This is a genomic window from Streptomyces sulfonofaciens (genome assembly GCF_014656295.1).
In the GTDB taxonomy this organism is placed as follows: Bacteria; Actinomycetota; Actinomycetes; order Streptomycetales; family Streptomycetaceae; genus Streptomyces; species Streptomyces sulfonofaciens.
This window is the reverse complement of record NZ_BNCD01000006.1, coordinates 229,564-253,602: the sequence shown is the minus strand read 5'-3', so window position 1 is coordinate 253,602 and position 24,039 is coordinate 229,564. Positions and strand designations below refer to the sequence as shown.

The 24,039-nt window shown below is 74.4% G+C and carries 19 protein-coding genes; 4 read left to right on the top strand and 15 right to left on the bottom strand.

Features of this window, described 5'->3' with window-relative positions; all coding sequences use genetic code 11:
• Positions 1-35: 35 nt before the first annotated feature.
• The 5 genes from IE313_RS12815 to IE313_RS12795 form a co-directional block, all read right to left on the bottom strand.
• Positions 36-629 (bottom strand): VanZ family protein, encoded by a 594-nt coding sequence (locus IE313_RS12815; protein ID WP_189931406.1) that lies wholly within the window; start codon positions 627-629, stop codon positions 36-38.
• Between the two features lie 106 nt (positions 630-735).
• Entirely contained in the window at positions 736-1,371 is a 636-nt protein-coding gene (locus IE313_RS12810) for a hypothetical protein (RefSeq protein WP_189931404.1), read from the bottom strand.
• Complete coding sequence (locus IE313_RS12805) at positions 1,368-3,131, bottom strand: sensor histidine kinase (protein WP_189931614.1); 1,764 nt, start codon at positions 3,129-3,131, stop codon at positions 1,368-1,370. Before IE313_RS12805 ends, IE313_RS12810 begins: the two co-directional genes overlap by 4 nt.
• A 5-nt stretch (positions 3,132-3,136) precedes the next feature.
• On the bottom strand, positions 3,137-3,814 hold the full coding sequence (afsQ1, locus tag IE313_RS12800; RefSeq protein ID WP_189931402.1) for a two-component system response regulator AfsQ1: 678 nt from the start codon (positions 3,812-3,814) through the stop codon (positions 3,137-3,139).
• 199 nt (positions 3,815-4,013) lie between these two features.
• A complete protein-coding gene (locus IE313_RS12795) occupies positions 4,014-4,169 on the bottom strand; it encodes a hypothetical protein (RefSeq protein WP_189931400.1) in 156 nt (51 codons plus the stop codon).
• 104 nt (positions 4,170-4,273) lie between these two features.
• On the opposite strand from IE313_RS12795, the gene IE313_RS12790 reads away from it, so the two are divergent.
• Positions 4,274-5,077 (top strand): SigE family RNA polymerase sigma factor, encoded by an 804-nt coding sequence (locus tag IE313_RS12790; protein WP_189931398.1) that lies wholly within the window; start codon positions 4,274-4,276, stop codon positions 5,075-5,077.
• A gap of 459 nt (positions 5,078-5,536) precedes the next feature.
• On the opposite strand, the gene IE313_RS12785 is transcribed toward IE313_RS12790, so the two are convergent.
• From IE313_RS12785 to deoC, 4 genes are all read right to left on the bottom strand, one after another.
• Positions 5,537-6,166, bottom strand: a complete 630-nt coding sequence (locus tag IE313_RS12785) for a uridine kinase family protein (RefSeq protein WP_229924579.1) — start codon at positions 6,164-6,166, stop codon at positions 5,537-5,539.
• A gap of 183 nt (positions 6,167-6,349) precedes the next feature.
• Positions 6,350-7,267 (bottom strand): aldehyde dehydrogenase family protein, encoded by a 918-nt coding sequence (locus IE313_RS12780; RefSeq protein ID WP_189931394.1) that lies wholly within the window; start codon positions 7,265-7,267, stop codon positions 6,350-6,352.
• On the bottom strand, positions 7,260-8,789 hold the full coding sequence (locus IE313_RS12775; protein ID WP_229924578.1) for an aldehyde dehydrogenase family protein: 1,530 nt from the start codon (positions 8,787-8,789) through the stop codon (positions 7,260-7,262). The genes IE313_RS12780 and IE313_RS12775 overlap by 8 nt, the downstream gene beginning before the upstream one ends.
• Positions 8,790-8,796: 7 nt before the next feature.
• Positions 8,797-9,801, bottom strand: coding sequence for a deoxyribose-phosphate aldolase (gene deoC, locus IE313_RS12770; RefSeq protein WP_189931610.1), 1,005 nt, complete (start codon positions 9,799-9,801; stop codon positions 8,797-8,799).
• 461 nt (positions 9,802-10,262) lie between these two features.
• Here deoC and IE313_RS35145 point away from each other — a divergent pair, with 461 nt between their 5' ends.
• Entirely contained in the window at positions 10,263-11,030 is a 768-nt protein-coding gene (locus IE313_RS35145; protein WP_373316979.1) for a PH domain-containing protein, read from the top strand.
• A 470-nt stretch (positions 11,031-11,500) separates the two neighbouring features.
• On the opposite strand, the gene IE313_RS36205 is transcribed toward IE313_RS35145, so the two are convergent.
• From IE313_RS36205 to IE313_RS12745, 4 genes are all read right to left on the bottom strand, one after another.
• Positions 11,501-13,108, bottom strand: a complete 1,608-nt coding sequence (locus IE313_RS36205; RefSeq protein WP_308439168.1) for a putative hexosyltransferase — start codon at positions 13,106-13,108, stop codon at positions 11,501-11,503.
• 795 nt (positions 13,109-13,903) lie between these two features.
• Positions 13,904-15,661, bottom strand: a complete 1,758-nt coding sequence (locus tag IE313_RS12755; RefSeq protein WP_189931390.1) for a phospho-sugar mutase — start codon at positions 15,659-15,661, stop codon at positions 13,904-13,906.
• 368 nt (positions 15,662-16,029) lie between these two features.
• Positions 16,030-16,854, bottom strand: a complete 825-nt coding sequence (locus IE313_RS12750) for a purine-nucleoside phosphorylase (RefSeq protein WP_189931388.1) — start codon at positions 16,852-16,854, stop codon at positions 16,030-16,032.
• A gap of 417 nt (positions 16,855-17,271) precedes the next feature.
• On the bottom strand, positions 17,272-17,709 hold the full coding sequence (locus IE313_RS12745; RefSeq protein WP_189931386.1) for a gamma-glutamylcyclotransferase family protein: 438 nt from the start codon (positions 17,707-17,709) through the stop codon (positions 17,272-17,274).
• A gap of 122 nt (positions 17,710-17,831) precedes the next feature.
• Here IE313_RS12745 and IE313_RS12740 point away from each other — a divergent pair, with 122 nt between their 5' ends.
• Positions 17,832-19,280, top strand: coding sequence for an NAD(P)H-quinone dehydrogenase (locus tag IE313_RS12740; RefSeq protein ID WP_189931384.1), 1,449 nt, complete (start codon positions 17,832-17,834; stop codon positions 19,278-19,280).
• Positions 19,281-19,472: 192 nt separating this feature from the next.
• Entirely contained in the window at positions 19,473-20,441 is a 969-nt protein-coding gene (locus IE313_RS12735) for a DeoR/GlpR family DNA-binding transcription regulator (RefSeq protein ID WP_189931382.1), read from the top strand.
• 289 nt (positions 20,442-20,730) lie between these two features.
• Here the strand turns inward: IE313_RS12735 and IE313_RS12730 are convergent, their stop codons facing one another.
• Both IE313_RS12730 and IE313_RS12725 read right to left on the bottom strand, forming a co-directional pair.
• A complete protein-coding gene (locus IE313_RS12730; RefSeq protein ID WP_189931608.1) occupies positions 20,731-21,285 on the bottom strand; it encodes a TetR/AcrR family transcriptional regulator in 555 nt (184 codons plus the stop codon).
• A gap of 447 nt (positions 21,286-21,732) precedes the next feature.
• Positions 21,733-23,508, bottom strand: coding sequence for an acetyl/propionyl/methylcrotonyl-CoA carboxylase subunit alpha (locus tag IE313_RS12725; protein WP_189931381.1), 1,776 nt, complete (start codon positions 23,506-23,508; stop codon positions 21,733-21,735).
• Between the last annotated feature and the right edge of the window lie 531 nt (positions 23,509-24,039).

The following is a 24,039-nucleotide window of genomic DNA, read 5'->3' as shown; positions in this document are numbered from 1 at the left end:
CACGCTACGACCGCGCATCGGCCCGCGACGTCGCGCTACGGTGCGATACGAACCCTGGGAATCGTCGGGGCCGGCCCCTGAGAACCGTCCTCCGGGAGAGCGTCCCGCGTCGCACCGGGAGCCGCACCGGGAAGCCGGTCGTCGCACGGCCGCGAGAGGGCGCCGGCCTTGCGGCGCAGCCTCGCACGGACCGCGGGCACCACGGCGAGGTGCGCCAGCGCCACACCGAGCGGATTGAGCAGCAGCGCGTCGACGTCGACGACCTGGCCGGGCACTCCGGTCTGGAGCAGTTCGATGCCCAGCGAGAGCAGCGCGGCCGCCGTGACCGTGCGGACCAGCGAGCCGAGCGGCGAGACGGCCAGCCGGCCCCCGGCCAGCGGCAGCAGCACGCCCAGCGGCGCGAGCAGGAGCAGGCCGGCGCCGATCCGCAGGGTGGCCTCGCCGGCGCCGAGCGCCAGGTCCGCCCTGATCCCGGCGAGCGGATGCAGATTCGCGGGGCTCATCCAGGGCACGTCCAGCGGCCGCAGCGTGATCCAGGCGACGAGCACGAGGTGCACGGCGAGGAGGATGCCTCCTGCCGTACGGAGGCGGGCCGGGATGTTGCCGCCGCGGGACGGTTGACGCTGCACGTAGCGAAGGACGCCGAGCGGGGTGCAGGTGGTTCCGCGCCCCGGACCCCGCGGCGGCAGGTCCGCCGGCCGGTGCCCGGTGCGGCCCGGCGGCCCCGCCCGTGCGTCAGCCAGTGCCCACGGGCGCGGTCGGCGGGGCGGTGGTGCCGGGCCGGGAGCGGACCTCGGGCGTGCACCTGTAGCGCTTGACGGGCCCGGTGCCGGGACCGCCGAGGACGACGGAGCCGTCCTCGGCCGCGGCGGCCGAGTTCGCGAGCGTGCACACGATCTGCGCCAGCGCGTACGCCGTCAGCTCGCCCGGCGGCGTGCCGAGCCGCAGCGCTTCCTCGGGATCGCCCCCGCGGCCGCCCTCGACGGTCGTTCCCGCCCGTACGTCCGTCGTGTACCCCGCACCGCGCTCCTGGGCCCGCGGCCGCTTCTGCAACTCGTCGAGGAGCGTCCGCGCCACCCGCACCCGGTCGTCGGCCAGCCCGGACGGTATCCGCACGGTCCGGTCCACGTTCACCAGTTGGGAACTGCACACCAAAAAGACCTGCACCGGTACCGCCTGCGCCGGGTCCGCCTCAAGACGGGGTCCTGACACCGAGCACGGCGCCCGGGACGGCGCGGGCCCGGCGTCGGTGGGCACCTCGGTGGACCGTATCCCGCACCCGGCCAGCAGCACCGGGAGCAGTGCCACCGCGCCCGCCACGGTCCGGCCCCGTGCCCGTCCCCGTGCCCGGCCGGTACGCTCCGCCCTCATCGCCCGCCCCCTTCGGTGTCCGCCTGCGCGTCGTCGTCGGGTCCCTGCGCCTCGCGCTCCGCAGGGTCGCCGTCCTGACCGTGCGCCTCCCGCTCCTCGGGCGGGACCGTGTACCGGGGCAGGCGCAGGGTGAAGACGGCGCCGCCCTCCGGCGCGTTGCTCGCGGTGATCCCGCCACCGTGGATGTGGGCGTTCTCCAGGGCGATGGACAGGCCGAGACCGCTGCCGTCCGAGCGCGGCCGGGAGGCGCTGGCCTTGTAGAACCGGTCGAACACGTGCGGCAGGACCGCTTGCGGGATACCGGGCCCGTGGTCCCGTACCGCGATGACCAGATCCTCCGCGCTCAGCGCGGCGCCCGTGCCGTCCCCGGCCGCGGCGCCGTGCGGCAGCGAGCCGTCCTGTTGCGCGCCGTCGTAGCCTGCGGCGCCTCCGGCGTGCTCGGCGAGCGGGCGGCGCTCGGTGCGCACCGAGACGCGCACCGGCGAACCGCCGTGCTTGAGGGCGTTGCCGATCAGGTTGGCGAGGATCACGTCGAGGCGGCGCGGGTCGAGCCGGGCCACGATGCCGCGCTCCGCGTCCAGCTCGACGGCGTCCAGCCAGGCGCGGGCGTCGATGCAGGCGGTGATCTGGTCGGCGATGTCCACGTCGTCCAGCACCAGACGGGCGGTGCCCGCGTCGAAGCGGGTCACCTCCATCAGGTTCTCCACGAGGTCGTTCAGCCGCCGGGTCTCGCTGACGACCAGCCGCACCGCCGGTTCGATCATCGGGTCGATGCCGCCGGTCTCGGCGTCCAGCTCCTCTTCGAGCACCTCGGTGACCGCGGTGATCGCGGTCAGCGGGGTGCGCAGCTCGTGCGACATGTCGGCGACGAAGCGGCGCGATGCCTCGTCCCGCGCGCTCATGTCCGCGACCCTTTTCTCCAGTGCCTCCGCGGTGCGGTTGAACGTTCGCGAGAGCTCGGCCAGCTCGTCGGTGCCGGACACCCGCAGCCGGGTGTCGAGCTTGCCCTCGCCCAGCCGCCGCGCCGCCACCCCGAGCCGGTGCACCGGCTTGAGCACGGTCGTGGCGGCCGCCTGCGCGAGCAGCGCGGCGCCCACCAGCGCCAGGGCGGTGGCGATCCCCAGCGACCAGGCCAGCGAGTCGAGGTCCTTGGCCTCCGGCTCCAGGGACTTCAGCATGTACCCGGTCGGCCCGCCGCCGATCACCTTGGCCCCGCCGACCAGGTACGGGGTGTCATGGACGACGATCCGCTGCCAGTACATGTGGTACGGGTACGCGTTGTGCGAGCCGACCGGCTGCCGCTCGTTCACGGCGTCACGCAGCGTTCGGGGGACGTCCCCGAGGGTGAAGCTGTCCAGGTCGGAGTCGCCCACGAGCTGCCTGCCGTGCTCGTCCTCGGCCAGCAGCAGCACGCTGAAGTGCTGGCCGCTGTCGGCCATCAGTCCCGCGGTGTGCTGCAACTCGTCCTCGGTGGGACTCGGCGGCAGGACCCCGGCGCGGTTCTGCATCTCCTGCTGGAAGTCGCCGAGCGCCGCGTCCTGCGTACGGGTCAGCACCGCCTCACGGTTGAGCCAGTACGCGATGCCGGACGCCGAGACCGCCGCGGTGAGCGCCACGAGGGCGAAGACGACTACGAGCCGCAGCCGCAGGCTGGAACTGCGGCGGCGGTTTCGGCGGGTGCGCCGCGCGGCCTGCTCGCCGCGGTCCTGGCCGGGCCCGCCGTCGGCCGCCGGGTCGGCGCCCCGGACGCGGTCCCGCAGATCGGTCACTGAGGCGTGTCCAGCCGGTAGCCGACACCGCGCACCGTGCGGATCAGGGTCGGCGAGGACGGCACGTCCTCGACCTTGGCGCGCAGCCGCTGCACACAGGCGTCGACGAGGCGCGAGTCGCCGAGGTAGTCGTGCTCCCACACCAGCCGCAGGAGCTGCTGGCGGGACAGCGCCTGCCCGGGCCGGCGGCTGAGCTCCAGCAGCAGACGCAGCTCGGTCGGTGTCAGTTGGAGGTCCTCGCCGTTCTTGGTGACCGTCATCGCGGCCCGGTCGATGACCAGGTTCCCGAACGCGGCCGAGTCGTTGGCCTCCCGCTCGCCGCGCCGCAGCACCGCCCTGATCCGGGCGTCGAGCACCCGGCCCTGCACGGGCTTGACGACGTAGTCGTCGGCACCCGACTCCAGCCCCACGACCACGTCGATGTCATCGCTGCGTGCCGTCAGCAGGATGATCGGCAACTGGTCGGTGCGCCGGATGCGACGGCACACCTCGAATCCGTCGATCCCGGGCAGCATCACGTCCAGAACGATCAGATCCGGCCGCTGCTCGCGCAGCAGCTTCAGACCGTCCTCGCCGGTGGCGGCGGTGGCCACACGATGCCCCTGGCGCGTCAGCGACAGCTCCAGGGCCGTGCGGATGGCGTCGTCGTCTTCGATCAGCAACAGGGAAGGCACAGATGTCATTCTGGCCTATGGGGCGGTGGGGTTTCGACCGTTGTAGCGCTCCCACACCCGACCCACACGTGGCAGGCCCCTCACCTGCCACGATGCGACCGGGGGGCCCTTCGTCCCGGCCTCGTGCCCGGCCCGCTTCCCGCAGCCCTATATCCCTTTGGTCCTGATTGTTCGATTGGTCGGCCGACGGGTGTTCTTGTCACTCCATATCCTCCTCCCCGTCCTTCTCCCCGTCCTTCTTCGTCCTTCCCCCGTCGTTCCCCGTCCCCTCGTCCTCCTTCTTCCTCTTCTTCTCTCCCTTTCTCTCCCTCCCCTCCCGCACTACCGGGTCCGCGCCGCGTGCTCCGGTTCCCACCCTGCGCTGTGACAGGCCTGTGACAGTCGGCGGACACCGCCATGAAGTCCCGACGGCAGTCTTTTGGACATCGCAAGGGACCGGGACTCGACGGGGGGCGCGAGATGAAAACGCTGCACAGCACCGCCACAAGCGCAGTTGTCACGCGTCTGCACGACGCCGTGCCGCGGAGTACCGGCAAGCACGACAAGCCGGGTGCCGTCGGGGCCGCCTCCCTGCTCGACCGGGGCCGCGAGCCCGGGGCGGGTCGGGGGTGCGCGCGCGGCACCGGGCGTCAGCACACCGGGTACATGACGGTGGTCGACGCCCGCGGAGGAGAGGCTCAGGGGGGAGCCGCGAACGGGGAGGCACCGGGGGAGCGGGGCACCGGGGCGAAGGCGTCCGACGCCGAAACGGCGTTCACCGCCTACGTCCAGGAGCGCCGTGCCTCCCTCTACGCCACCGCCTACCACCTGACCGGGGACCGCTTCGAGGCCGAGGACCTGCTGCAGAGCGCCCTCTTCTCGACGTACCGGGCCTGGGACAGGATCAGCGACAAGGCCGCCGTCGGCGGCTACCTGCGCCGCACCATGACCAATCTGCACATCAGCGCGTGGCGGCGGCGCAAGCTCAACGAGTACCCGACCGAGGAACTGCCGGAGACCGCCGGCGACACGGACGCGATGCGCGGCACGGAACTCCGTGCGGTGCTGTGGCAGGCGCTGGCACGGCTGCCCGAACTCCAGCGCACCATGCTGGTCCTGCGCTACTACGAGGGCCGCACCGACCCGGAGATCGCGGACATCCTCGGCATCAGCGTGGGCACGGTGAAGTCCAGCATCTGGCGCTCGCTGCGCCGACTGCGCGAGGACGAGGTCCTCAGCTTCGGCCGTGACCAGGAGGAGTCCTTCGGCGAACTGGTCGCCTGAAGGTCAGGGGGGAAAGTGGACGGGGGACCGCCGTTCCGGGGGGAGCGGCGGGCCTCACGGGGGCCCGGGGGCTCGGGGGAGCCGTCCGGGAGCACGGGGGAAGGGGACCGGAAGGTTCGGGGAAACCGTCCGGGAGCACGGGGGAACAGGTAACAACCGGGGGAAAGCGTGGGACCGGAGGGCCGGGGGGCCCGTCCGGTCCCGCGTGCTGCGCGGGCTCCGCGTGCTGTGCGGGCTCCGCGTGCTGTGCGGTGCCCGTGCGTGGTGTGGTTCCCGTGTGTTGTGCCGATCATGTGCGTGGTGCGGGTCACGTGTCTTGAGCGGGCTCCGCGTGCATGCGTGGGCTCGCGCGCATGTGTGGGCCTCCTGTGTTGCGCGGGCCCGGCGGCCGGATGCGCGCCGTGCGTGCGGCAAGGGCCCTTCGCGGCCGTGAGCCCCGTGCCGTCCCCGCTCCTTCCGCTACGCCGAAGCCGTCCCCACCCGTCCGCCCGCCGCCGTCGCGACCCGTCCCAGAGCCTCGTCCCGGTCGCACGGATGGGCGCCCAGGGCCGTCTGGCGGGCCACCACGGAGTGCTCCGCGCGCATCAGCCGCCAGCCCCGGCGCAGCAGGAACGCGGCGGACTTGCGGCCCTCCTTCAGATCCCGCAGCAGCCGCCGCCGGAACGTCGTCGACGGCCGCCCGCGCAGGCAGAGCGCGTCCGCGAGCACCCCGAGCGCCCGGCATTCCCGCAGGACCTCCGCGGCGAAGACGCCTTCCGCGACGAACAGCGGTGCGCCCCGCAGCTCCAGCGTCCGCTCGCCGACCCGCGCGTTGCTCGCGATGTCGTACACCGGCACCCGGGCGCGCCCGGTGCGGCTCAGCTCCTCGATCGCGGCGACGGCCGCCGCGGCGTCCCAGGACGCCGGCGCGTCCCAGTCGACGTCCGACGTGCCGGCCACCTGCGGCAGCGTCGGGTCGTCGCCCTCCTTGTAGAAGTCGTCGAGACAGAGGACGGGCAGGCCGACGTGCGCGGCGAGCGACGACTTTCCTGAGCCCGAGGGGCCGCACAGCAGCACGACCCGGGCGGGTATCGGAGGATGCGAGGTCACGAGAGTCCAGTGTGCGGTATCCGGGCGGCGGCGCCGACCCCGTGCGCGGCAATTCGGCACGGGGCGCGGTGCCGTGTGCGCCGTGTGCGCCGAGCGCGCCGGATGGGACGGAGGGTGCGGGGCGCCCGGGACCCCGCACCGGCCCTTTCCGGGACCGGTGCGGGCTGCGGGGCGCTTCCGCGGTCAGTACGAGCTGCCGGACACGCCCAGTGCGCCCGTCGGGTGCCACACCGTCTTGGTCTCCAGGAAGGCGGTCAGCCGGGCGGTGCCCGGATCGGCCGTCCAGTCCGCGGCGCCGGGGCCGTCCACAGGCTGTGGACGCAGCACCCGCTTGAGGTTGTCCGCGGCCGCGGTCTCCAGCTCCTTCGCGAGGTCCGCGTCGGCGCCGGTCAGGTCGAGCGCGTTGACGTCCTGGTGCGCGGCGAGCGGTGCCGCGATCTCCGCGGTGCGGCCCGACAGGACGTTCACCACGCCACCCGGCAGATCGGAGGTGGCCAGCACCTCGCCGAGCGTCAGGGCGGGCAGCGGTGCGCGTTCGCCGGCGACCAGCACGGCGGTGTTGCCGGTCGCGATCACCGGCGCGAGCACCGACACCAGACCCAGCAACGCCGGGGTCCCCGGTGCGAGGACGGCCACCACACCCGTCGGCTCCGGGGTGGAGAGGTTGAAGTAGGGGCCCGCGACGGGGTTGCCGCCGCCGAACACCTGGGCCACCTTGTCGGTCCAGCCCGCGTACCAGACCCACCGGTCGACGGCCGCGTCGACCTGCGCGGCGGCCTTCGGCCTCGTCAGTCCCTCCGCGTCGGCGACCTCGCGGACGAACTGCTCGCGCCGGCCCTCCAGCATCTCGGCGATGCGGTACAGGATCTGGCCGCGGTTGTACGCCGTCGCGCCCGACCAGCCGCCGAACGCCTTCCGGGCGGCTACCACCGCGTCCCTGGCGTCCTTGCGCGAGGCGCGCGGCGCGTTCGCCAGCCATGCGCCCTTGGAGTCCGTCACCTCGTACACCCGGCCGCTCTCGCTCCGGGGGAACCTGCCCCCGACGTACAGCTTGTAGGTCTTGAGGACACCCAGGCGTGTCCCGGCGGACGGCTCAGACATCGAGGTAGGCCTCCAGACCGTGACGGCCGCCCTCGCGGCCGAAACCCGACTCCTTGTAGCCGCCGAACGGCGAGGTCGGATCGAACTTGTTGAACGTGTTGGACCAGACGACGCCCGCGCGCAGCTTGTTCGCGACGGCCAGGATCCGGGAGCCCTTCTCGGTCCACACACCTGCCGACAGGCCGTACTGGCTGTTGTTGGCCTTGGCGACGGCCTCGTCCGGGGTGCGGAACGTCAGCACCGAGAGCACCGGGCCGAAGATCTCGTCACGGGCGACGGTGTGCGCCTGGGTGACGTTGGTGAAGAGCGTGGGCGCGAACCAGTACCCGGACGAGGGCAGGTCGCAGGGCGCCGTCCAGCGCTCCGCGCCCTCCGCCTCGCCGGTCTCGGCGAGCGCGGTGATCCGGGCCAGTTGCTCGGCGGAGTTGATCGCCCCGATGTCGGTGTTCTTGTCCAGCGGGTCGCCCAGGCGCAGCGTCGTCAGGCGGCGCTTGAGGGAGGCGAGCAGCTCGTCCGCGATCGACTCCTGCACCAGCAGCCGGGAGCCCGCGCAGCAGACCTGGCCCTGGTTGAAGAAGATGCCGCCGACGATGCCCTCCACGGCCTGGTCGACCGGTGCGTCGTCGAAGACGATGTTGGCGCCCTTGCCGCCCAGCTCCAGGGTGAGCTTCTTGCGGGTGCCGGCGACCGTGCGGGCGATCTCCTTGCCGACCGCCGTGGACCCGGTGAAGGCGACCTTGTCCACGTCCGGGTGCGCGACCAGCGCCGCGCCGGTGTCGCCGTAGCCGGGCAGGATGTTGACCACGCCCCTGGGCAGCCCGGCCTGGCGGCAGACGTCCGCGAAGAACAGGGCGGACAGCGGGGTGGTCTCGGCGGGCTTCAGTACGACGGTGTTGCCGGTGGCGAGGGCGGGGGCGACCTTCCAGGCCAGCATCAGCAGCGGGAAGTTCCAGGGGATGACCTGGCCGGCGACGCCCAGCGGGCGCGGCTCGGGGCCGAAGCCCGCGTGCCGCAGCTTGTCGGCCCAGCCGGCGTAGTAGAAGAAGTGCGCGGCGACCAGGGGCAGATCGGCGTCGCGGGTCTCCCTGATCGGCTTCCCGTTGTCCAGCGTCTCCAGGACGGCCAGCTCGCGCGAGCGCTCCTGGATGATCCGCGCGATCCGGAAGAGGTACTTGGCGCGCTCGGCGCCCGGCAGCGCGGACCACGCGGGGAAGGCCCTGCGGGCCGCCCCCACCGCGCGGTCCACGTCCGCGGCACCGGCCCGCGCCACCTCGGAGAGCACCTCCTCCGTGGCCGGGCTGACGGTCTTGAACACCCGGCCGTCCGCCGCCTCGGTGAACTCCCCGTCGACGAACAGCCCGTAGGAGGGGGCGATGTCGACGACCGTACGGGACTCGGGCGCGGGGGCGTAGGCGAACAGGGGCGAAGGGCCGCCGGAGCGCCCCGGACGGGCCGCCGCCGTGCCGGGCCGCTCGGCCGCCGGCTCTTGCTTCTTCTTGCCCTTGGTCTGGTTCGTGGTCATGAGAGCGTCAGTCCACCGTCACGTAGTCGGGGCCGGAGTACCGCCCGGTCGTCAGCTTCTGGCGCTGCATCAGCAGGTCGTTCAGCAGCGACGAGGCGCCGAAACGGAACCAGTCCTGGTGCAGCCAGTCCTCGCCGGCGGTCTCGTTCACCAGCACCAGGAACTTGATCGCGTCCTTGGAGGTGCGGATGCCGCCGGCGGGCTTCACGCCGACCTGCACACCGGTCTGGGCCCGGAAGTCGCGCACCGCCTCCAGCATCAGCAGGGTGTTGGCCGGTGTGGCGTTCACCGCGACCTTGCCGGTGGAGGTCTTGATGAAGTCGGCGCCCGCGATCATGCCGAGCCAGGAGGCGCGGCGGATGTTGTCGTACGTCGACAGCTCGCCGGTCTCGAAGATCACCTTCAGGCGGGCGGTGCCGCTCGCCTCCTTCACGGCGCGGATCTCGTCGTAGACCTTCAGGTAGTCGCCGGCCAGGAAGGCGCCGCGGTCGATGACCATGTCGACCTCGTCGGCACCCGCGGCGACCGCGGAGCGCACGTCCGCCAGCTTGACGTCGAGCGCGGCGCGGCCCGCCGGGAAGGCGGTGGCCACGGACGCGACCTTGATGCCGGTGCCGGCGACGGCCTGCCTCGCGGTGGCCACCATGTCCGGGTACACGCAGACCGCGGCCACCCGTGGGGCCGTGCGGTCGGTGGGGTCGGGCTGCGCCCCCTTGGCGCCGAGCGACCGCACCTTGCCCGGGGTGTCCGCGCCCTCCAGGGTCGTCAGGTCGATCATCGAGATGGCCAGGTCGATGGCGTACGCCTTGGCCGTGGTCTTGATCGAACGGGTGCCGAGCGCCGCGGCCCGTGCTTCGAGGCCGACCGGGTCGACGCCCGGCAGGCCGTGCAGGAAGCGGGTCAGGGCGCGGTTGGAGGCGGTGGCGCCGGCGAACTGCTCGGGGACGGACGGGAGCGTGGTGGCGGGGTCGGGCGGAGGCGCGGCCGGTGCGTCGTGTGCGGTGGTGGACATGGTCACGAGGGGAGCATATCTACACGCGTAGCGGCGGTACAGGGGAGCGGGTCCGGAGGAGATGGCCGCATATGAGGCGTGATGGGGGCGTGACCCGGGCGTGATTCAGGCGGGTGGCGGGTGTCAGGCAGAATCGCGGTATGACGACCTCCGACCCCGGCCCCCGGCCCGAGCCGCGCGAACAGGACCCATCGCAGGGCGACGACGTGCGCGGTGCGCAGGGCGGCGACGCACCCGAGGAGCGTGAGGCCGGCGCGCGGGCGCCGGGCGGCGGGGTGCGCACTGGCGCGGGGCGTGCGGTGCCGGAGGGGGACGTGGGCGGTGGCGCGGGGCGTGCGGAGTCGGAGGACGAGGCGCGCGGGGCGTCCGGTGCGGGCGCGTCCGAGGGGCTCCCGGGCGCGTCCGAGGAACTCCCGGGCGCGGCGGACGGGCCGGACGGGCCGGACGGCGCCGGGCGCACGGTGCCGGAGCGGGAACCGAACGCCGGGGAGGACGCCTCCGTCGGGGGCGTCCCCGACCCCGCCCGGCCGGCGGCGGGGCCCGAGCGGAGCTCCTCCCCGGACCGGGTGTTCCGGTCGGCCGCCGGTATCGCCGGCGGCGTCCTCCTGCTGGCGCTCGTGGCGTGGCTCGGGATAGACGCGCTGATCCGCGGGCAGGGCCGCACGCCCTGGCTCGCGCTGGCGACGATGCTGCTGGTGGTGCCGCTGGTATCGGCGTTCACGGTGCGTCCCGCGGTGTACGCCAACGACGAACGGCTGCGGGTCCGCAACCCCTTCCGCACCATCACGCTGCCCTGGGCGGCCGTCTCCGCGCTGCGGTCCGGTTACTCGAACGAGGTGCTGGACAGGGCGGGCGCCAAGTACCAGCTATGGGCCATACCCGTCTCGCTGCGGGCCCGCAAGAAGGCCGGGCACGAGCAGGTACGGGCCGCAGCGGCCGAGTCGGGGCAGGGCGGCGGGGGCGTCTTCGGCGCTCCTCGCCCCCGTGGGCTCACCGGGGCGTTCGGCGGGGCCGCGGGCGCCCGGCGGGGCCGCCCCACCGGTCCCGGGGCCTCGGGACCGGTGCGTGCGCCGGCCGACCGGACCATGGACGATCTGCGCGAGCTCGCCGAGACCCGAGCGGAAGAGCCCCTCGCACAGGGCGAACCCGAGGTCCGCTGGTCCTACGAGGTCATGGCCCCGGCCCTCGCCGGACTGGTGCTGCTGGCGGTCCTGCTCGCCGTCGGCTGAGACCGGCTGAGACCGGGTGTGTCCCCTGGGGCTGGTTGGTGCTGGTTGGTGCTGGTTGTGTCCGGCTGAGACCTGCTCTGTCCGGCCGTGTCCGGCTGGGAGCGCGTGAGACCTGCTGTGTCCGGCTGAGACCTGCTCTGTCCGGCTGGGACTGTGTGAGACCTGCTGCCTACGGCTGGGGCTGGCTGCGCCCGGGTGCGTCCGGCTGCGACCGGCTGTGTCCGGTTCGCAGGTCTGGCCCGCCGCGGTGCCGACGGCGCCGGATCCCGGCGCCGCCCCGGAACCGCGACCCGGTGCCGCGGTGGGTGGGCCGCGCCGCGCCGCGCCGCGTTCGCAGTGTGCTGCGTACGGACGCGCCGCGTGCGGACGTGCTCGTCCGGATTTCTGTCGCGTCCGGATTTCTGTCGGGTCCGGAACTCTGTCGCGTCCGGACTCCGCTGCCTTCGGACCGCGCCGCCGGTCCGGTCCGGTCACGGTGCGCCGCGCCAGACCAGCAGCATGTAGGCGCCCCAGTACGCCGAGACGGCCACCGCCGCCGTCACGGTGAGGGCCGTCCACCGGGGTCTGGCGCGGGCGAGCACCAGGGCGGCCGGCAGCAGCAGCGGGAAGCCGGGCAGCAGGAACCTCGCCCGGGGCGGGTAGACACCGCCGCTGCCCAGCGTGATGGCGAGCAGCACCCCGGTGAAGACCAGCAGCGGCAGCGGCTGGCGGTCCAGGGCGGACAGCACGAAGAGCACCGTGGAGACCAGCAGGGTGACCGTCACGAGCACCAGGTGCAACTGGGGCGTCGGATCGTGCGAGAAGAGCTCGCGGACGCGGCGCCAGGTCTCCTCCCCGCCGTCCCACTGGTTGCGCCACAGCCGCTGGACGGCGAAGTAGCCGTCCCAGCGCCCGGTACGCACCCCGACCCAGCCGAGGAAGCCGAGCCAGCCCGCCGGTGCCAGCACGGTGCCGGCGAGGACCCGGGGCGAGCAGGCCCGCACCCGTACTGCCCGACCGGGACCGGCACCGGCACCGGCGCTGGCGCTGGCACCCGCACCGGCATGGCGACCGGTACCGATGCCCGGGGCACCGGTTCCGGCAACGGCACCCGGGCCCGTACCGGCATCGCGACGGGCACCGGCACCGTGAGGGCCGCCTGACGCGGCGCCGGCGCCGTGACGGCTGCCGGATGCGGTACCGGCGCCGCCCGGGTGGGCGCCCGTGCCGTCCGCACCGCCGCCCGCAACGGTCCGGGCGGCGGCTTCCGGCCGGGGCGCGCCGGGCTCGGCCGGACGCCACCGGCCGCGCCCGGCCGTCCCGCGGGGGCGTGCCCGGGGCGTCACGAGGGCCGGGCCCCGCGGTGTGCCGCGGCCGTGGGCCACGGCTACGCGCACGTGGCACACGGCCCCGCGGCTGCCCCCGTGCCGGGCTGCCCGGGCCGCCGTCGCTCCCGCTCGCCACTGCCGCCACAGCGTCACCAGGCCCGCCGCGGTCACCGCGGTCGCCAGGGCCACCCCGGTGGGACGGGTGAGGCCGCACAGGGCCGCGAGCGCGCCGGCCCACAGCCAGCGGCCGGTGAGGACGGCGTGCAGGGACCAGGCGGCGAGGGCGGTGAAGAGCGACTCCGTGTAGCCCATCCACTGCACCAGGCCGGTGGGCAGGGCCGCCCACAGCACGGTGAGCAGGACGCCTGCCCGGCGGCCGTACAGCCGGTCGCCGACCGCGAAGACGCCCCAGGCGGCGACGAGTGAGGCCAGCACCGCGAGGACGACGCCCGCCGCTGCCGCTGGGCCCGGCAGCACGGTGGCCAGGGCCCTCACCAGCATCGGGTACAACGGGAAGAAGGCGAGGTCCCGTGCCTGTCTGCCGAGCCCGTCCGGGTGGCCGTGCACCAGGTCCGCGGGGCCGTGTGCCACGTGCGCGTAGCCGTGCTCCGCGATCCGCAGGTACCAGGCGGAGTCCCACTCGCTGCTGAGCATCGGCCACACGTCGAGGTGCCTTTGGTGCGCCCACTTCGCCAGCACCACGAGCCCCACCAGGCGTACCGCGGCGTAGCAGCAGAGCGCGGGAAGGGCCCGCCGCAGGCTCCTGCCCATCCGCCCGGGCCCGCCGCGCCCGCCGCGCCCGCCTCCTGCCGGTGCGGCCGGCGCCGTGGGCCCGGGCCGGGGCGGGCACGAGCGCGGTGGGGCGGACGGGGCCGGACGACGGCGCCGCGAGCCCGGCAGGAGCCCCGACAGACGTGTTCCCGCAGGGCCGGGGGGCCGTGGGCGGGGTGCGGACGGGGCGCCGGACCGGGCCGACGCGCGCGGTGCGGATACCGGAGCCGCGGCGGCCGGGCCGCAAGGACCGGGAGCCGCCGGGGACGTGGGCGTGGACACAGCGGCGGCTCCAGGGCGCGGGGGAGGGCTACCGGTGAACGGTTCCTCGGCCCCCCGCCCGCCTATGGGAACGCTGCGTCAACTGCCGCGCGCAAATCACCCGCAGGAGGGAACCAGGCGCCCGTGGGGCGGCCGGCCCGCACCGCGGTCGGTAGTGCCGTGCCGTGCTCCGTGCGGGTGCACGGAGTGGTCCGTGCCGTTCCGCATCGCGGTCCGTGCGTGTTGGCGCCGTGGTCTGTGCCGTTCCGTGAAGAGCTCCGTGGCGTTCCGCGAAGAGCTCCGTGCCGGTTCGCGCGGTGCTCCGTGCCGGTTCGCGCCGCGGGCCGCCACCGGCCCCGCGCGGCGGGGCGGGGCCGGTGGCGGCCCGGGGTGCTCGGGACGAGCGGCGATCGAGCGCGGGCCCGGTGGTCCGCCCGCGGCGGGTTGCCGACGGGCCCGGGGTGTGCGCAGGCGGGCGGGCCCCGGCCGGTCCCGGCCCCAGCGGCCCGCCCGGGCGCCCATGCGGGTGGCGCGTCAGTGGTGCGCGGGTGCTGGCAGGCCGCCCGCGGCCGCCAGGTCGGCCTTCAGTGCGGCAAGGAGCTCGGCCGCCGTGGCGCGCGCCTGCGGGAGATGCGCGCGGGCGGCGAGGGGCACCACGACCTCCAGGTAGCACTTGAGCTTGGGTTCCGTACCGCTCGGGCGGACGATGACCCGGGCCTGGTAGGCGCCCTTGAGGGTGTAGCGCAGTCCGTCCGTGGGCGGCAGGCCCGAGGCGCCCTCCGCCAGGTCCTCGGCCGCGGTGACGGACAGGCCCGCGAGCGCCGCGGGCGGCCGGGTGCGCAGCCGCCGCATCGCGTCCGAGATGACGGTCAGGTCGTCGACGCGGACCGAGAGCTGGTCGGTCGCGTGCAGGCCGTGCTCGACCGCCAGGTCGTCCAGCAGGTCCTGGAGGGTGCGTCCCTCCGCCTTGAGCTGTGAGGCCAGCTCCGTCACCAGCAGCGCCGCGGTGATGCCGTCCTTGTCGCGGACACCCTCGGGGTCCACGCTGTAGCCGAGCGCCTCCTCGTAGCCGTAGCGCAGGCCCTGGACGCGGGCGATCCACTTGAAGCCGGTGAGCGTCTCCTCGTGCCGCAGGCCCGCGGCCGCGGCGATCCTGCCGAGCAGCGACGACGAGACGATGGAGGCGGCGAAGGCGTCCCGGCCGCCCTCGGCCGCCCCCTCTGCCCCGCGCTGCTGCGCGCCGTCCCGCGCCCCCACCCCGCGCCGCACCAGGTGGGCCGCGAGCAGGGCGCCCACCTCGTCGCCCCTGAGCATCCGCCAGCCGGCCGCCACGGAGGTGTCGGGCACCGCCACGGCGCAGCGGTCGGCGTCGGGGTCGTTGGCGATGACCAGGTCGGGGGCCCCGGCGTCCGTGCCCGCCGCGGCGCGTGCCGTGGCGAAGGCGAGGTCCATCGCGCCGGGCTCCTCGGGATTGGGGAACGCGACGGTGGGGAAGTCGGGGTCGGGCTCGGCCTGCTCGGCGACCGGCAGCGGGGCCGGGAAGCCGGCCCGGGCGAAGGCGGCGAGCAGGGTCTCCTTGCCGACACCGTGCATCGGCGTGTACACCACCCGGGCGGTACGCGGCGAGTCGGCGGCGAGGACCGTGCCGGCCCGCGTGAGGTACGCCTCCAGGACCTCCTCGCCGAGCGTCAGCCAGCCGCCGTCCGGCCGGGGCACCCGGGCCAGCGGGCCGACCGCGGCGATCTCGGCCGCGATCTCGCCGTCGACGGGGGGCACGATCTGCGCGCCGTCACCCAGGTAGACCTTGTAGCCGTTGTCGCGCGGCGGGTTGTGGCTCGCGGTGACCTCCACCCCGGCGACGGCGCCCAGGTGCCGGATGGCGAAGGCCAGCACGGGTGTCGGCAGCGGGCGGGGCAGGACCGCGGCGCGCAGCCCCGCACCGGTCACCACGGCGGCGGTGTCCCGCGCGAACTCGGCGGACATGTGGCGGGCGTCGTAACCGATCACCACCAGGTCGCCGGGGCCGTCGCCGGAACCCCCGGGGCGCCGGGCGGTGAGGTAGCGGGCCAGGCCGGCGGCCGCCCGGATCACCACCGCGCGGTTCATCCGCATCGGGCCCGCGCCGAGTTCACCGCGCAGTCCGGCGGTGCCGAACTGGAGCGTGCCGGCGAACCGCGCGGCCAGCTCCTCGCGGTCGCCGGCCTCGATCAGCGCGGCCAGCTCCTCGCGGGTGGCCGGGTCGGGATCCTCGGCGAGCCAGGCCTCGGCCCGTGCGATGAGTTCGTCCTGCACCACTTCTCAGCCTCTCGTCCGTAACCTGCGGCCGGCTCCGACGTGTTCCGACGTGTTCCGGCGTTGTACGCAGACTGCCGTATCCCCGGCAGCCGGCGGCCGCGGGGGTGGCGCCGCCCGTGCCGGACGCGGCCCGTGCCGGACGCCGCCCGTGCCGGACGCCGCGCGCCCGACTGCCGCTCCATGCGCCCGACTGCCGTTGCACGCGCCCGACTGCCGCCCGGCCCGAGCGCTGCCCGCGACCCGGGCGATGCTCCCGGGCGCCGCCCGGGATGCCGCCCGGACCCCGTCGGGCGCTGCCCGAGGCCGCCGGGACGGCAGGGGCACGGGCCCCCGCGTGATCCGCCCGAGCGCGTGATCCGCCGCGTTCAGATCCGCGGCAGTACCTGCGCCAGCAGGCCCCCCATCCGGGTCGCCGCCTCGCGGCCGGCCCTCAGGACCTCCTCGTGGTTCAGCGGCTCCCCGGTCATCCCCGCGGCGAGGTTGGTGACCAGCGAGATGCCGAGCACCTCGACACCCGCCGCACGCGCGGCGATCGACTCCAGGGCCGTGGACATGCCCACCAGGTCCGCGCCCATCGCCCGCGCCATCCGCACCTCGGCCGGGGTCTCGTACTGGGGCCCCGGGAACTGCGCGTACACACCCTCCTCCAGGGAGGGGTCGATCTCCTTGCAGAGCGTGCGCAACCGCGGGGAGTAGAGGTCGGTCATGTCCACGAAGTTGGCGCCGACGATGGGCGAGGCGCCCGTGAGGTTGATGTGGTCGCTGATCAGCACGGGTTGGCCGGGGTACATGCCCTCGCGCAGCCCGCCGCAGCCGTTCGTCAGCACGATGGTCTTGCAGCCGGCCGCGGCGGCGGTCCGCACGCCGTGCGCTACGGGCGCCACGCCGTGGCCCTCGTAGAAGTGGGTGCGGCCGAGGAAGACCATGGCCCGCTTCTCACCGATGCGGTACGAACGGACGGTGCCGACGTGTCCCGCGACGGTCGGCGGGGGGAACCCAGGCAGCTCGGTGACGGCGAAATCGCACTCGGCGGTGCCGAGCGCGTCGACCGCCGGGGTCCAGCCAGAGCCCATCACGAGGGCGACGTCATGGGTGTCGGCACCGGTCAGCTCGCGCAGGCGCGCGGCTGCGGCGCCGGCGGCCTGTCGGGGGTCGCCCTGGATGTCGTCTGGGAGAAGAGATGCGTTCACGGGGTCGAGGGTAGCCGGTCGGAGCCTACGCGCGTAGATGCGGGACAGTCGAGGCTTGCTCCGTTTTCCAGGCTGTTTCCGGCCGCTTCGGCGGCGTGCGGCCGCCCGCGCGACCCGCCGCGGCGGGACCGCGGGACCGCCCACGGCGGGACCCGCACCCCGAGCCGGGCCGCACCCCGAGCCGGGCCGCACCCCGAGCCGGGCCGCACCCCGAGCCGGGCCGCACCCCGAGCCGGGCCGCACTGCCCCGGGCCGCACCGCTCTCCCCGGTCCGGGCCGCACCGTCTTCCCGAGCCGGACCGAGCCCCCTCAGAGCCACGCCGAGCCGGGTCGAGCCGCCTCCGGGCCGGGTCGAGCCGCCTCCGAGGCACGCCGAGCCGGGCCAGGAGCCGGGCCGCACCGCAGCGCGGGCGGTCCTCAGCAGGGCCGCTTGCGCAGCTCCATCACATAGTCGTACGGCGCGCCCGCGGACTCGGCGGCATCCGCCAGTTCCCCGAGGTAGCGGGCCGACGGCAGTCCGCCCTCATAGCCGTTGAGCACGTACGTCCAGGCCGGCTCCTCGCCCTCCAGGGTGTGCACGCGCACGCGTGTCCTGCGGTATATGTCGAGCCCGACGCCCTCCCAGCGGTCCATGGAGTCCTCGTCCGGTGGCGCGATGTCGTACAGCGCGACGAAGACCTGGGACAGCGGGTCCTCCACGAGGGTGGCCAGTGCTCCCTCCCAGCCCATGTGCTCGCCGCCGAACGTCAGCCGCCAGCCGTTCAGCCAGCCGGTGGCGCGCAACGGCGAGTGCGGAGCGCGGCGGGACATCAGCCGCGCATCGAGATTGCCCGCGTAGGCGGCGTAGAGCGACATGCGACGAGAGTACGGCAGCCGGGAGGCGGGCCCCTCGCGCGGACGGCCGCCGTCGCGCCCGGCACGACCGCTCCCCGGCGGGAGCGGGCCCCGGGACGAGCCGCGCGGGGGAGTGCGGAACAATGGGGTACGTGACTCGGATCGTGATCATCGGTGGCGGACCCGGCGGATACGAGGCGGCCCTGGTGGCCGCGCAGCTCGGCGCGGAGGTGACCGTGGTCGACTGCGACGGCCTCGGCGGCGCCTCCGTGCTCACGGACTGCGTGCCCTCGAAGACCCTGATAGCCACGGCCGAGGTGATGACCACCTTCGACTCCTCCTACGAGGAGCTGGGGATCATCGTCGAGGACGACACTGCGCCGCTGGAGCAGAAGGCGCGGGTCGTGGGCGTGGACCTCGGGAAGGTCAACCGCCGCGTCAAGCGCCTCGCGCTCGCCCAGTCGCACGACATCGCGGCCTCCGTCACCCGTGCGGGCGCGCGGGTCAAGCGCGGGCGCGCACGGCTCGACGGGCAGCAGGCCATGGACGGCTCGCGCCGGGTGATCGTGCGGGTGGCCGACGGCGGCGAGGAGACCCTGCACGCCGACGCCGTGCTGATCGCCACCGGCGGTCACCCCCGCGAGCTGCCCGACGCCCGCCCGGACGGCGAGCGGATCCTGAACTGGACGCAGGTCTACGACCTGGACGAGCTCCCCCGGGAGCTGATCGTGGTCGGCTCCGGCGTCACCGGTGCCGAGTTCGCCGGCGCCTACCAGGCCCTCGGTTCCCGGGTCACGCTCGTCTCCAGCCGCGACCGGGTGCTGCCTGGCGAGGACCCGGACGCCGCCGCGGTCCTGGAGGACGTCTTCCGGCGCCGCGGCATGAACGTCATGGCCCGCTCCCGCGCCCAGTCGGCGAAGCGGTCGGGCGACCGGGTGGAGGTCACGCTCGCGGATGGCCGGGTCATCTCCGGCACGCACTGCCTGATGGCCGTCGGCGCGGTGCCGAACACCTCGGGAATGGGCCTGGAGGAGGCCGGCGTCCGCCTGGAGGAGTCCGGCCACATCTGGACCGACAAGGTCTCCCGCACCTCCGCGCCAGGCGTGTACGCCGCGGGCGACGTCACCGGTGTCTTCGCGCTCGCCTCGGTGGCCGCGATGCAGGGCCGCATCGCCATGTACCACTTCCTGGGGGACGCGGTCGCGCCGCTGAACCTGAAGACGGTCTCGTCGAACGTCTTCACCGACCCCGAGATCGCCACCGTCGGCTACACCCAGGCCGACGTCGACGAGGGCCGGATCGACGCCCGGTCCGTCAAGCTGCCGCTGCTGCGCAACCCCCGTGCGAAGATGCAGGGCATCAGGGACGGCTTCGTCAAGATCTTCTCCCGCCCCGGCACGGGGATCGTGGTCGGCGGCGTGGTGGTCGCCCCGCGCGCCTCCGAGCTGATCCACCCGATCTCGGTCGCGGTGGACAACAACCTGACGGTCGAGCAGATCGCCAACGCCTTCACCGTCTACCCGTCGCTGTCCGGGTCGATCGCGGAGGTGGCGCGGCAGTTGCACACCCGCAAGGTGGCGGACGGCGGCTGACGGCCCACCGGTCCGGACGGGGCCAAGGGCGCCTCGTGCCCGCCGGGTTGCGGCGCGTACCGGCCGGGTCCCTGCCGCGGCGCAGCACCCTGCCGAGGGCTTATACCATTCCTTGACATGCCGTGCGAACAATTTCTGTTATTCGGCGGAAACTGCTGAAACCAGACGGTCGACGGGGTTACTGTCAGTTTCGTGTTCGCTGCAGAACGTCGCCAATTGATCCTTGAAATGGTGCGGGCCAACGGAGCGGTGTCGCTCCGTGAGCTCGCCCGCGTCGTCCAGACCTCCGAAGTCACCGTACGGCGGGACGTGCGTGCCCTGGAGGCAGAAGGACTGCTGGACCGCCGGCACGGCGGTGCGGTCCTGCCCGGGGGGTTCACCCGCGAGTCCGGCTTCCCCCAGAAGTCGCACCTGGCCACCGCCGAGAAGACGGCCATCGCCGATCTCGCCGCCGGCCTGGTCGACGAGGGCGAGGCCATCGTGGTGGGCGCCGGCACCACCACCCAGGAGCTCGCCCGCAGACTCGCCCGGGTGCCTGGCCTGACCGTCGTCACCAACTCCCTGCTGGTGGCGCAGGCCCTCGCGCACGCCAACCGCGTGGAGGTCGTGATGACCGGCGGCACCCTGCGCGGCTCCAACTACGCGCTGGTCGGCAGCGGGGCCGAGCAGTCGCTCCAGGGGCTGCGGGTGTCCCGCGCGTTCCTGTCCGGCAGCGGTCTGACCGCCGAGCGCGGACTGTCCACCTCGAACATGCTCTCCGCCAGTGTCGACCGCGCCCTGGTGCAGGCGGCGGGCGAGGTCGTGGTCCTCGCCGACCACACCAAGCTCGGCACGGACACCATGTTCCAGACCGTCCCCACCGATGTGATCACCCGGCTGGTCACCGACGACCCGCCGGCGCACGACGACCGCGCCGCCACCGAGTTGCAGGCGCTGGCCGACCAGGGCGTCCAGATCACCGTCGCGGGCAGTGCGGAGTCCGACCCGGCGCCGCCCGCGTCCGCCACCGCGGCCCGCCGGCCGCGCCGTGACGTCTCGCTGCCCGGCCCGCGCCGCCAGGTGCCCGGCACCGGCGCCCAGTTGCGCAGCGCCCCGCCGGTCATCGGTGGCGAGCCGCCGGGTGGTGAGCGGGCCCGGGTGGCGGATCTGCGGCGTCGCTGAGCGGCCGGGGCCCTGCGCCCCGGCCCTTTGCCGGATCCGTGGCCCTACGGGTTTCCGGGGCCCCCGGGCGGGCCGGGGAGCCGCTGGGCCGCGGCCGGTGGGTGGGCGCGAGCGCGCCGCGGGCTGCTCGCGCTGTTCCCCGCGCCCCTGCGGTGCGTCGTGCCGACCGGGCGCCGTGCCAACCGTGCCCCGCGCCCCTGCGGTGCGTCGTGCCAGCCGTACCCTGCGCCCCCGCGGTGCGTCGTGCCAGCCGTGCCCCGCGCCCCCGCGGCCCCCGGGCAGGGACGGGTCAGCAGGATTCGGTGGTCAGACCGCGCAGGGTGAGGGTCAGCAGGCGGTCGGCCAGGGCGGGGTCGTCCGGGGTCTCCTCCGCGGCGAGCGCTATCGCGTTGGTGAGCTGGAGCAGGTCGCCGATGGAGACCTCCTCGCGCACCGCTCCCGCCCGCTGGGCCCGGGCGAGCAGTGCCTGGCCCGCCGACCGCATCGGGTTGCTGCACTGCCGCAGCGCGCAACTGTCGTCGTGCGAGGCCGACATGAGCGCGTGCGACAGGCCGCGGTACTCGCTCGCATGGGTGATGATGGCGCGCAGCCAGGTGACCAGCGCCTGGCACGGCCGCGGGTCGTCGAGCAGCGCACGGGAGCGGGCCAGGAGGTCGGCGACGGCGTCCTCGAAGACCGCGCTCATCAGCGCATGGCGGTTCGGGAAGTGCCGGTACAGCGTGCCGATGCCCACACCGGCACGGCGCGCGACGTCCTCCAGTGGTGTGTCCGTGCCGTGCTCGGCGAACGCGGCGCGCGCCGCGGCCAGCAGCCGCTGGTAGTTGCGGCGCGCGTCGGCGCGCATCGGCCCGCGCCGCGCGGGACCGGGGTCCAGGGCACGGGCGGCACCGGCGGGACGGCCGGCGGGGATGCCGGTGCCCGGGGGGATGCGCGGGGCGGCGCCGTGATCGGCGTTCTGCTCGCGGACCTGGTTGCTCACCGCGGGGTCCTCATCGGTGGTCGGGAGACAGGGGCGCGGGGCTCGCCGGTTCCACCCGGCGCCCCGGCGCGTGCGCCCTCCACGGTAGCCGGTCCGGTAGGTCCGCGAGCCGCCCCGAACGGCCGTCCCGGGCCGACTTCGTGGGCGGCTCTCCCGAGCGGCCCTCGTGGGCGAAAGGCCCCTCCTCCCCGTCCACCGCGGGGAGGACCGTCTCCGGGCGGTGCCGGGCCCGTGCCCGTGGGGCGCGACACCACCGGCGGCGTGCGCCGCAGCGCGCGCCGCCGAGGCGGAGGGGGACGGGGCCGCCCGGTGTCAGTCCTTGATCTCGCAGATCACGGCGCCGGACGTGAGCGAGGCGCCGACCTCGGCCGTCAGGCCCTTGACGGTGCCCGAGCGGTGCGCGTTCAGCGGCTGCTCCATCTTCATGGCCTCCAGCACCACCACGAGGTCGCCCTCCTTGACCTCCTGGCCCTCCTCCACCGCGACCTTGACGATGGTGCCCTGCATCGGCGAGGCCAGGGTGTCACCGGACGCCGCGGGGCCGGACTTGCGGACCGCGCGCCGCTTGGGCCGGGCGCCGGCCGCCAGGCCCGTCCTGGCCAGCGACATGCCGAGGCTGGCCGGCAGCGACACTTCGAGGCGCTTGCCGCCGACCTCCACGACCACCGTCTCGCGGCCCGTGTCCTCATCGGCCTCGGCGGTGTCCACAGCGGCGGCGAAGGGCTTGATCTCGTTGACGAAGCCGGTCTCGATCCACCGGGTGTGCACGGTGAACGGATCCTTCGAGCCGGTCAGTTCGGGTCCGAACGCCGGGTCCCTGACGACGGCCCGGTGGAAGGGCAGGGCCGTCGCCATGCCCTCGACCCGGAACTCGTCCAGCGCGCGGGCCGCCCGTTCGAGGGCCTGCCGGCGCGTGGCACCGGTGACGATCAGCTTGGCCAGCAGGGAGTCCCACGCCGGGCCGATCACACTGCCGGACTCGACGCCCGCGTCCAGCCGGACGCCCGGGCCGGACGGCGGGACGAAGGCGGTGACGGTACCGGGGGCCGGGAGGAAGCCCCGGCCCGGGTCCTCGCCGTTGATGCGGAACTCGAAGGAGTGGCCGCGCATCGGCGGGTCGTCGTATCCCAGCTCCTCGCCGTCCGCGATGCGGAACATCTCGCGGACCAGGTCGATGCCGGTGACCTCCTCGGTGACCGGGTGCTCCACCTGGAGGCGCGTGTTGACCTCCAGGAAGGAGATGGTGCCGTCATTGCCGACCAGGAACTCCACGGTGCCGGCACCGACGTAGCCGGCCTCCTTGAGGATCGCCTTGGAGGCGGTGTAGAGCTGCTCCTCCTGCTGCGGGGTGAGGAACGGCGCCGGGGCCTCCTCGACGAGCTTCTGGTGGCGGCGCTGGAGCGAGCAGTCGCGCGTCGAGACGACGACGACGTTGCCGTGCCGGTCGGCCAGGCACTGGGTCTCCACGTGCCGCGGCCGGTCCAGGTAGCGCTCGACGAAGCACTCGCCGCGGCCGAAGGCCGCCACCGCCTCGCGGACCGCCGACTCGTAGAGGTGCGGGACCTCGTCCAGGGTGCGGGCCACCTTCAGGCCCCGGCCGCCGCCGCCGAAGGCGGCCTTGATGGCGATGGGCAGGCCGTGCTCCTTGGCGAAGGCCACGACCTCCTCGGCACCGCTCACCGGGTCGGGCGTGCCGGCGACCAGCGGCGCACCGGCGCGCTGGGCGATGTGCCGGGCGGCCACCTTGTCGCCGAGGTCCCGGATCGCCGCGGGGGGCGGGCCGATCCAGGTCAGGCCGGCGTCCAGCACGGCCTGCGCGAACTCCGCGTTCTCCGAGAGGAAGCCGTAGCCGGGGTGGACGGCGTCCGCGCCGGAGTCCTTCGCCGCCTGGAGCACCTTCGCGATGTCCAGGTAGCTGCTCGCCGGGGTGTCACCGCCCAGGGCGAACGCCTCGTCCGCGGCCCGGACATGCAGAGCGTCCCGGTCCGGCTCCGCGTACACGGCCACGCTCGCAATGCCCGCGTCCCGGCATGCCCGGGCCACGCGGACCGCGATTTCGCCACGGTTGGCGATGAGCACCTTGCGCACGATGGCTCCCTCCTTGCTCTGTATTCCGGGGTACACCCCCAGGCCCCCGGCTCGGTGCACCCGAGCGGGTGCCCGGCGGATCATCGTGCCGAAGACGTCGCTGCAACACACTGATTTTAGGGACTGCCGACACGGGCTTTCGACCCGTCCCCAAGGGTGAGGTTTCCCACACGGAGCGTGAAGCGCCTCTCGTTCCAGCCGTGAAATCCCTTGTCCCGCCTGGTATCGAGGCTCCCTGTGGGGAACCTTAGCCGTCTGACGGGGCCGGGGTCTCTGTGAGAGCGTGCTGCGGCTGATCGGGTTTCTTTGTGGGGTCCCTACTACGACGCTGCGGTTTTCTGTGCGTAGCCTCCAGCCCGCCCGGCGGCGTGTCGTGCGTCTTCGTACGGGAAGCCGCCGGCGGGATCGTGCGCGGTGCCCGGCGGACGGTGCCTCGGCCCGGGTGTGCCCCGGGTGCACCCCGGGCGTGGCGCGAAGCGTTGGCCATGGCTCGGTGCCCGGACCTTGCCCAGGGGTGTACCCGGAAGTAGC